The organism is Geodermatophilus amargosae (assembly GCF_900116515.1).
Lineage (GTDB): Bacteria > Actinomycetota > Actinomycetes > Mycobacteriales > Geodermatophilaceae > Geodermatophilus > Geodermatophilus amargosae.
Window position 1 is genome coordinate 1 of the sequence record NZ_FPBA01000052.1, and the last position, 8,592, is coordinate 8,592.

Genomic DNA, 8,592 nt, shown 5'->3' on the forward strand with positions numbered 1-8,592 from the left:
GAAGACACCGGCCTCGGCCCACTCATGCATCCGGCGCCAGCAGGTCCAGCCCGAGCCATAGCCGAGCTCGGTCGGCAGCTTGGCCCAGCCGATGCCGGTGGAGAGCACGAAGGCGATGCCCTCGAGGACGTCCCGATCGGAGGTGCGGGGCCGGCCGGTGCGCCCGTGGATGGCCGGGCGACGCGGGGGGATCAGCGGCTCGACCAGCGCCCACAGCTCGTCACTGATCAGCCGCGGCGACGGGGAAGACGCCGGGGACGACATGCCCCGCACCCTGCGTCGACGCGTCACCGACCGGCAGGGCCCGACGACCTACTTCCGCAACGTCTTCTAAGGCCTGACGAACGCCTGAAGGGTCAGCGTGGTTGTCGGACGCCGATAGGCCTTGGAGCTACCGGGCGCACCGGCCCCCGTGGCTGCTGCTCGATCATCGCCAGTGAATAGAAGAGGTAGAGCACCCTGGCGAGTTGCTCAGCCAGGACGATCATCGAGCCGACTGCTACCCACCTCATGACGTTGGTCGGCTCATCAGCACCCCGGTCGGTCATCTTGACGATGACTAGGACCACCGCACAGAGCCACGGCAGGCTGGTCGAGATCAGCCACAACCGCAGCAAGTCCTTGCCGACTAAAAGCCGCACCGCGGTGATGCCCCGACTGGACCATCCCAGATACGTGGCGGTCGCCAACGTCGTGAAGCCCGCGAACAGCGCAGTGACGTTGAGGAGGTCGGTAAAGATGCTCCGTCGGTCGGACAGGTTGAGGTTGCCGAGGAGGTCCACGACGTCCCGGACCCAGGGGATGACGGCGACCACAACGACGATGAGGGCGGCCAGCGGGACGTCACACCAATACCACTGAATCCACCGAGCAAACGCCAGCGATGCGGCCTTCCGCACCGGGCCTGGCCTGCTGATACCCCCGTTCACACCTCCTTGACCTGCCATGACCGGAACCTACGCCCGGGCACTGTCAATCCGACAGCCGCAGGGCCGACTGGATGTCGTCGTACTTGTCCTCGTTGTAGGCCTTGGCGGTGGCTTCGCTGGCGGACCGCAGCGTGGGCTGCACCGTCTGATCCACGAGTTCGACGACGACACCCGTGGTGACCGCCTCCTGAATGAAGTTGTAGGTGTCCGCCCGGTGGTCTTCGAGCCGGCGGTAGGTCATCTGGGCCTTGGTGACGTGAGCCAGCCCGTTGCCCTCGACGAGCTGGCGGAGCTCGTCGACGGCGATGTCGGAGGCCTCGGCCTGACCCTGCGTCGCCAGCTTGACCGTGAACTCGAACCCGACGGCACCCAGCCGCGTGCGGGCCTGCCGCAGCACATCCGCGATCAGCGGCGTGCCGTCAAAGTCGTCGGGGCTGACGTCCGCGCCGATGGCCACGGTCAGCTTGGTGAGTGTGTCCACGTCCGCGATGGCCCTGACCGCGTTGCGGTCAGCCAGCGGCGTCACGCCGATCGCACCGTCAAGGATTTCGAGGTGATTGATGTAGTCCCGGAATGATGCGACACCCGGAGCACTGCCACTATTACGCAGGACCGCCAGCACGTTGCGTGGGAAGAGGCTGAAGAAGGTGGGCTCAGCCCAGGTCTCGTCCTGCCCGAGCACCAGGGGCCGGTAGTTCCGTCGTCGCTCGATCCGCAGCCGGACGTCCCGGGTGATCCGGTCGAGCGTGATGAGAGGCACGGTGGGTCGCGGGCCGCTGGTCGGCGCTTCGTACGTCGAGCCGAGGACCTCCATGGTGTTGCCCACGGACACGTAGGCCTTGTCTTCGGCCACGTCGTTGACCGCGTTGCGGATGGCTTCGAAGGGCAGATCGGCCGGTAGGCGATGTCCGTGCACGTCCGTGATCTCGAAGAAGCGCACAGTGCGCTCGGTCATGTAGCCCTCCACACCCGGTAGTGACTCCAGGGTATCGAGTCCTCACCGTCCGCCTACATGACGTCGTACTTGTAACCCGCCTTCCGCGCGAGCCTCGGGACCACACTGCCCTGCGCACACAGGTGCTTAGCTGTGAACCGACCTGGAAGGTCAAGGGCCATCGTCCGCTTGGAGGGAGCAAGAGCCAACGACGTCGCAGGGCCGCTGTATGCAGACGCTGTGCAGCAGACCCGCCCGCCCGTCACCGTAGCGCCGACAGCGAGCCGTTGAAGGAGACGGTAGCGGTCACGGCTCCCCCGCCGCTCCGTCACCACGATGGGGTGGCTATTCGCTCGCCGGCCCCCGGACGGTCACGAATACAGGCGGCGACGTCGCTGTCGCCATCTGCTCGGCCAGCCGCAGCCGAGCACGCAGCTCCTGCTCGGCAACCTTGTCCTTCAGCTCCTTCAACGGGTCTTCGGGCCCGGTCAGAAGGCCCAGCTCCTGAGCCGCCTTCGCCTCGGCGGCGCGGTCGACCAGCGAGGGCGGCGACAGCGCCGTCCTGATGCTGCTGCCCGCCTCGGCCGCATTCTTTAGGGCCGGGATGAGATCTAGAATATCGTGTGCGCGCTGGAGCGCTGGGTCGGTCTGGTCGGTGACGATGTTCGTCAGGCCACCGGACGCAGCAAAGGCGTACTGGACGGCACTGCTAGCGCCCCTGCCCCCGTGGACAAGCATCGTCTCCTCATTGCCTGGGAACGCGACGAGCAAACGGCGAACCTCCACGCGTTTAAGGCTGTAGGCCGTTGCTCCCTCCGGCGTCAGTCTCCAAATCTCAAGATTCGCAGGACGCGGCTGTCGGAAGTGGACCACGTCGGCAGTGGCGAAGGGCTGGAACTCCTGGAGGTGTAGCTTCTGGTTGTCCCCGAGGATGTGCTCAAGCTCGACCGACACGCCAATTCGAAGCTCTGCGGCGAGCTTCATCCAGGCCGCGGTTCCTCCTGCCGTATCAGCGGCCCATTCTTGAAGTTGGGCACGGTCGGGCAGCACATCGATACGCAGTCGCTCGTCGCAGTCGGTGACGACGGTTTGAAGCTTGCTTGCCTTCCACGCCGTGTACGCAGCTTCCGCCTGCATCGCACCGACCGATGCGGACTGCAGGACGAGCTCGAGCGACTTGAGACGTTGCTCCCAGTAAAAGGAGTCGCTGCCCTCTGAATCGGCGATGATTGCGCGCACCGCCGTGGCGTGTGCTGCCGACGCGTCAGCCAGCGCCGCCCGGTACCCAGCGAGGATTTGAGCCTCCCTGGGCTTCTCCTCACCGTAACGGCTGTCGACATTCCACTGGGCAAGGCCCACGTCTGCCGGCGGCTCAGGTGGTTGCACGTCGCCGCCCACCTCAAGGCCCTCCTCACCGCTGACGCTGACGAGGTATCGGCGGCTACCTAAACCGGCACCGAGCGTGGCCGCGCCCGCGGCACCGGCAAGGGCAATCCATCCCGGAGGGCCAAGGCTCAGGCCGACCACCAGCGGCAGGCCCGCACTTAGGACCGCCATGCCGGCCGAAAGCGATGCCTTCCACGCGGCGAGTGGCTCCACGGTGCTCGTCACGTCCGCGCCGGCGAGGCGCTTGTCCTCAAGGAGATTCCAGGTCGTCTTCTGCCGGGCCAACGCCTCGGGCGAGATGCTAACCGGGCACCTAGTTAGCAGGTCTGCGCCCGTCTCGGTCGTCACCGTAGACCTGCACTCGACCGTTGTTTGACCGGTCAACCCGTCCGTCGTCTCTGTCCGCGTTCCCGTGACCCGAACGTAGGTCAGCGGCAGCCGGTACGAGAACGAAATGTCCTGGGGCATGGATCCCGACCCTCCGCCGCGGTCGCCCTCGACCGCGAAGGCCGCTGACCTTCCTCCGTCCAAGCCCATTTGTCGAGGAGTGAGCTGATGACGCGGGCTTCCGGCAACCACTACGCCGTGGTGGGACCCCCGACCTTGCCTGGGCAGCGGCACAGCGGGTCCCGCCTGGGTGCGGGCGCGGCTATACACAGACCTGTATGTGGTTGGGCCGGACGCTCAGGCGACCTTGGTGAGCTACTGACCTAGAGGTGCCCCAGCTTCCGCAACTGGCCCAGCGCCCACTTCGGCCTCCTGCGGATTGCTGCGCGCAACTGTCCCTCCTCGAAGTGCTCCCGGCCCGCCTCATTCTTGCTTCCCGGCCGGGGTGTCCACGCGGAGCTCGGCGACTAGGAAGTCGATCAGCTCCTCGACTGTTGCGCATCCTCGTGCAGCGCTTCGGCGGGCCGTCGTCTAGGCGGCCAGCCGCCTCCCGACGATCAGTAACCGTGGCACGGACGACTCAGTTCACAGGTGGTGCATGCCTGCCCGATAGTCCCCGTAAGTCGCTCAGCTGGGGCGGGCGTCGGATGGACCGATTATGGTTAGAGTGCTCGCATCGAAGGTGCCGTACGGAACGCCGAAGATTCACCTGATCAAGAGGAGGCTACGGTGCCTACAGTCGGGCCCGGACGCGTTTACGTTCTTCTCGAGCCCCTTAAACCCAAGTTCGTGAAGATCGGTTTTACGCGGGGAGAAACAGGCGAGCGAGTCCGCGAGCTGCACGGCACCGGACGAGCGGTGCCGCTGATCGCCATCTGGGATGAGTACGTGTCGGATCCCGAACGGGTCGAGGGAGCGCTGCACAGCCGCTTTAGCGAGCAGCGAGTGAGCGACAAGCGAGAGTTCTTCGCTATAACGCCACAGACGGCGGTCGCGGCCCTGATGCACGAGGCTGCGCCCTACCGCATTAGTCCACCTTGGCTGGAAGGTCACGTCAATCTATTTCATCGCCTCTATGCCAAGCATGGAGCAATACTTCGCTCTGACATCAGGCGGGTCGAGATGATCGTCACGCAAGAAGGCGTCTTTATTCTAACGGTGGAGACATGAATGACGTCTACAGCCCCTTGAACTTCATGTACGACTCGGACAAACCGCTCTTCTCCAGCGAACTCAGCGCAGCAGAGAACGCCGACCGCCTACTCGACCTGGACGAGCTGACTCTAGTCATGTGCACCAATCTGATCAACGAGGAGGCGGCCGAGCGCATCGACCGCGCCCAAAATCTGTATTGGCAAAGTCAGAATCACGTGGACAGAACGGACCCACCCTTCTGAGGCACGCGCGAGGAACGGGCCGACGCTGCCACGCGCATGGCCCGTCGCTCGACGGTGACTACTGCAGTGCCCGACCCAGCTCTGCGCGAGGCGAGGGAAGACATTCCGCACGGCGGGCTCCCGACCCCGCGTGTCTTTGAGGCTCCTCTCATGCGTCCCCAGGTGGTCGTACTGCCTATTTCATGACGCCGACAGGAAGGGGGGGGTGGGCTGACTGAGCGACGCGGGGTCAGCTACCCGGGGGGCTTGGACATTCGGCACCCCTCCCCTCGCTGCATCCCGCCCGACAACGTCAGCTAGGACTCGTTCTCCGACGTGCAGGGGGTGACGGCGCCGTGACGCTACTTGACTAGGGATGGAGACGCCCAGCTTGAGAACCAGACCGCGCAAGGAGACCCCGTCGCACAACAAGGCAATAACGAGGCACGGCACGCACCCTCTTGGCCGGGCCTACCCAAGTAGCAGTACATGAGGAGTCGGACATGGCGCCGTTTCGCCAGGGGTTGAAGCTGACTCGGCGCAGCGCCTTGAAGGCGGTCTTGAGCACGGAGTTGCCGCGTTCGGCCGGAGCGCGGGTGGCTGCGTGCAGCAGGTTGACGGTGGGCTGGTCGGCGGTCAGCCGGTGGCCGGTGGCCGGTGGCCGGTGCGGTGCTTAATCGGCGTGGCCAGGGCCGTGCGCTCACCTTCATAGCCCAGGTCGGCCAGGGCGGCGTGGGCCTCGTCGGTCCACTCGGCCAGCAGCGGCAGCGCCTCGGGATGGGTGCGCAGCGCGGTGGTGTCGTGCTCGCGCCCGGGCCGGACGTCCGAGGTCCAGATCGGCCAGCCGTCGGGCGTGGCGATGACCTGCACGTTGCCGCCGTGGGCGGCGTGCTTGCCCGACCACCACAGGTCCACCTGCCGGCTGGATCGGTCGGTCCGGACGGTCGGCCCCGGAGCACGGCAGTGGTCGGTGCGGATCAGGGTGCCGTCCACCGTCACATGGGCATGGCCGGCAGCGCGGGCGGCCAGCAGCGCGCTGCGCAGAGCGACCGAGCCGTGCGGGTGCGCCCGGAACGGAGCCGGCCGCCGGAGCTACTGTTGCCCGGGCAGATGCGGCCCAGCTGGCCAGGTGCGCGGCGGTGGAAAAGACATTTATGGTGTCCGGCCCACGGGGTCACTTCAGTCGGCGGGATTGTCGAGTTCCGTGACACGTTGCCGATACTCGTCCGCCCGCGCCGTGTCCAGCTCGGCCGCCTTTAGGTAGGCGGCACGCGCCTCCTCCCGCTCTCCGAGCTCTCCTAGGACGAAGCCCAGCTGTCCGAAGTGCACCCCGCGCCGTGTTGAGTTCACCGCGAACTCGACGGCACGCCGCGCATGGGTCTCGGCTTGCTCGAGGCGCTGCTCAGGCGCGGGGTCCCCCGGAGCCGGTAGCGCCACGATGGCACGACAGGCATAGGCCTCCGAGGCGAGTTCCCGCAGGTCCGATTCACCAGCCTCGAAAGCAGCGGTGACCCGGGACAGCTCGCGCTCGGCGTCCGCCCACCGCTCCTCAATCCCAGCCAGCCCAAGACAGACATAAACTCGACCTAGACCGAACGCGATCCGTTCCTCTAGGTAAGCTTCGGGAGGATGATCGGCCGCGCTGGCCTCCCGATAGCGCTGTTCGGCCCCCCGCAGCGCGACACTGTCGACCGATTCAGTGCCGCACTTAGCCCGCTGGTAGACCACCTCAGCCAAACCGAACCTGGCGCGGCCACTCCCCTCTTCAGTGTCGGCCAGCTGGTAACGACGCTCCGCCTCACCCAGGTCACCGCGCTTCCCGGCCAAATTCCCGGCGGTCAGGTCGAGCAATTGCCGATTCAGCGCCACGTCCCATTCCTGCTCGGCCAGCATGACGTGGTGACCGGCGTTGTCCTGATCGCCCCGGGCGTCGTACGCCAGGCCGATGGCGAGCTCGACGACCGAATTGAGGCTCCTCAGGAGTCGTTCACGCAGGTCCACGGCCACGACCGGGTTGTCGAGATCGCCGTAAAGATCAACGGCCCCCAGCTGGTGGAAGCCGGTAAGTTCGCCGGCTCCCGGTACGGCACCCTGTGACACGTAAAGCTCGGGGCGCACACTTGCAGAGCCGGTGGCCGTTGACACTGTCCCCGAGAGTACGTAGTCGGCGTGGACCCGGCCGGCGCGCTCCCGCATCGCCTGCGCCCGCGTTCGAGGGTCGGGGTCCGGAAGATCGGATTGCTCCGGCCCTGCCGTATCGACGTCGAGACCCTCCTCCTCGAGGGGGGCCAGACGCTTATCTAGGTGCTGCTGCAGCCCGGCCTCTAGCTTGTTAATCCGCTGGATTACGGTGGCAGGCAAATTACCTCCGCCCGTGTCGATGCCTAGGCCGTAGACCGCGACCGACACTTCACCGGTCAGGACCACCGGGGACCGGGGTCCGTAGTCTTTCCAGAACGATATCGCGTCGTTAAAAAGCCCGAGTGATGTAGCCAGGACCGTCAGCAATGTGCCCACAACCGCGAGCCAGCCCCACAGCCGCGTGCTGCGCCAGCGCGCCCACCACCGAGCCCGTACCCCTGAAGCCGTAGGCGGGGTTTGTCCCTTCCGAGCGCGCGGAGGCCTGGAGCGGCCACCCGCCGCTGCTCCGCGGGCCCGCGCCCGCTTCTTGCGGGACATGCCGCTCCTCCCCCAGGAACCGACTCAGAAGCACGCCGTTGGAGGTAGTCCCGGGTCCACGACATTCTCAATAAGCAGGCCCCAACAGGTATCTTTGTTGTTCCCGGGTACCAAGTAGCGGGCCTGTCCCTGTGCGTCGACGGTTACGGTGTCGCTCGATATCCAGGACAACCAGGGCTCCACTCCCCCGCCCGCCGGGCCGCTGTAAAGCTGAACGGCCACCCGTTGCCCGGGTCCAAATCCGCTCAACAAGAAGCCCCCGTGTCCCGAGATCCGGGTGGGCTGAGGCTCGGGTGCCACCTGAACGTTTAGCGATGCGGACACCCCGTCCTGCCACGCCTCAATGCGATAGACGCCGAGTAGGCCGGTGACGGGGTCCCCCCAGCTGAGGAAGGACTTTGTCGAGCCAAACTCGTCTAGCACCTTCACCTGGCGGCTCCAACTGGAGCCGTCGGGTTGCTGGACGGTCAGGGTGATCTCGGACTGTCCCGAGAAACCGGTCAGGCAGATTTCCGGGTAGAAGTCGAGCGAGCTCACTACATGTCCTTCCGCCGCCAGGCGTACTCGGGGGACGGCGCCTGCCGCCGTGGGCGCGGGAGAAGGCTCGGCGTCGCTGGTGTCGTCGTCCCCAGTATTTGCGCTGTCGGTCCCGCCGCCTCCGGTGTCGTTAGCGTTGGCACTACTATCTACGGGTTCGACCCAGTACCAGCAGTTCGGTGGAGCATCGCCTGCCGCGGTATAGAACTGGGCCACCGCCTCGACGCCAACCGGCGGAACGGTGCGGGGGCCCTCCTGGACCGACGCTCCCGATCCGGGATCTGTCTCGGCGTCTGTGGGGTCTTGCTGTTCGGCCGATCCCTCCGCGGTCTCACCACTGTCCGATCCGGGATCTGTCTCGGCG

At 66.2% G+C, this 8,592-nt stretch carries 8 protein-coding genes and 1 pseudogene; 2 read left to right on the forward strand and 7 right to left on the reverse strand.

Annotation, left to right across the window (positions count from 1 at the left end):
- The 4 genes from BM414_RS27900 to BM414_RS27915 all read right to left on the reverse strand — a co-directional run.
- On the reverse strand, positions 1–264 hold a 264-nt coding region (locus tag BM414_RS27900), incomplete at its 3' end, for a transposase (protein WP_139246118.1).
- Between the two features lie 92 nt (positions 265–356).
- Entirely contained in the window at positions 357–929 is a 573-nt protein-coding gene (locus tag BM414_RS27905) for a hypothetical protein (RefSeq protein ID WP_139246120.1), read from the reverse strand.
- Between the two features lie 43 nt (positions 930–972).
- Entirely contained in the window at positions 973–1,884 is a 912-nt protein-coding gene (locus BM414_RS27910) for a hypothetical protein (RefSeq protein WP_139246122.1), read from the reverse strand.
- A gap of 324 nt (positions 1,885–2,208) precedes the next feature.
- The gene (locus tag BM414_RS27915; RefSeq protein ID WP_093585260.1) at positions 2,209–3,717 is read right to left on the reverse strand and encodes a hypothetical protein; all 1,509 of its coding nucleotides are present in this window, start codon (positions 3,715–3,717) and stop codon (positions 2,209–2,211) included.
- Positions 3,718–4,365: 648 nt separating this feature from the next.
- Here BM414_RS27915 and BM414_RS27920 point away from each other — a divergent pair.
- On the forward strand, positions 4,366–4,806 hold the full coding sequence (locus BM414_RS27920) for a GIY-YIG nuclease family protein (protein ID WP_175551887.1): 441 nt from the start codon (positions 4,366–4,368) through the stop codon (positions 4,804–4,806).
- A complete protein-coding gene (locus tag BM414_RS27925) occupies positions 4,803–5,033 on the forward strand; it encodes a hypothetical protein (protein ID WP_093585265.1) in 231 nt (76 codons plus the stop codon). Before BM414_RS27920 ends, BM414_RS27925 begins: the two co-directional genes overlap by 4 nt.
- Before the next feature lie 484 nt (positions 5,034–5,517).
- Here the strand turns inward: BM414_RS27925 and BM414_RS27930 are convergent.
- The 3 genes and pseudogenes from BM414_RS27930 to BM414_RS30460 form a co-directional block, all read right to left on the reverse strand.
- Positions 5,518–6,056: pseudogene (locus BM414_RS27930) on the reverse strand (transposase family protein); the annotation flags it as partial.
- A 135-nt stretch (positions 6,057–6,191) separates the two neighbouring features.
- Positions 6,192–7,529, reverse strand: coding sequence for a tetratricopeptide repeat protein (locus BM414_RS27935; protein WP_139246124.1), 1,338 nt, complete (start codon positions 7,527–7,529; stop codon positions 6,192–6,194).
- Between the two features lie 186 nt (positions 7,530–7,715).
- On the reverse strand, positions 7,716–8,592 hold an 877-nt coding region (locus tag BM414_RS30460), incomplete at its 5' end, for a hypothetical protein (protein WP_217644971.1).

Excerpts from the sequence above, each read along its gene's own strand:
- BM414_RS27910 (WP_139246122.1), bottom strand. The coding sequence starts at position 1,884 with ATGACCGAGCGCACTGTGCGCTTCTTCGAGATCACGGACGTGCACGGA.
- BM414_RS27915 (WP_093585260.1), bottom strand. The coding sequence starts at position 3,717 with ATGCCCCAGGACATTTCGTTCTCGTACCGGCTGCCGCTGACCTACGTT.
- BM414_RS27925 (WP_093585265.1), top strand. The coding sequence starts at position 4,803 with ATGAATGACGTCTACAGCCCCTTGAACTTCATGTACGACTCGGACAAA.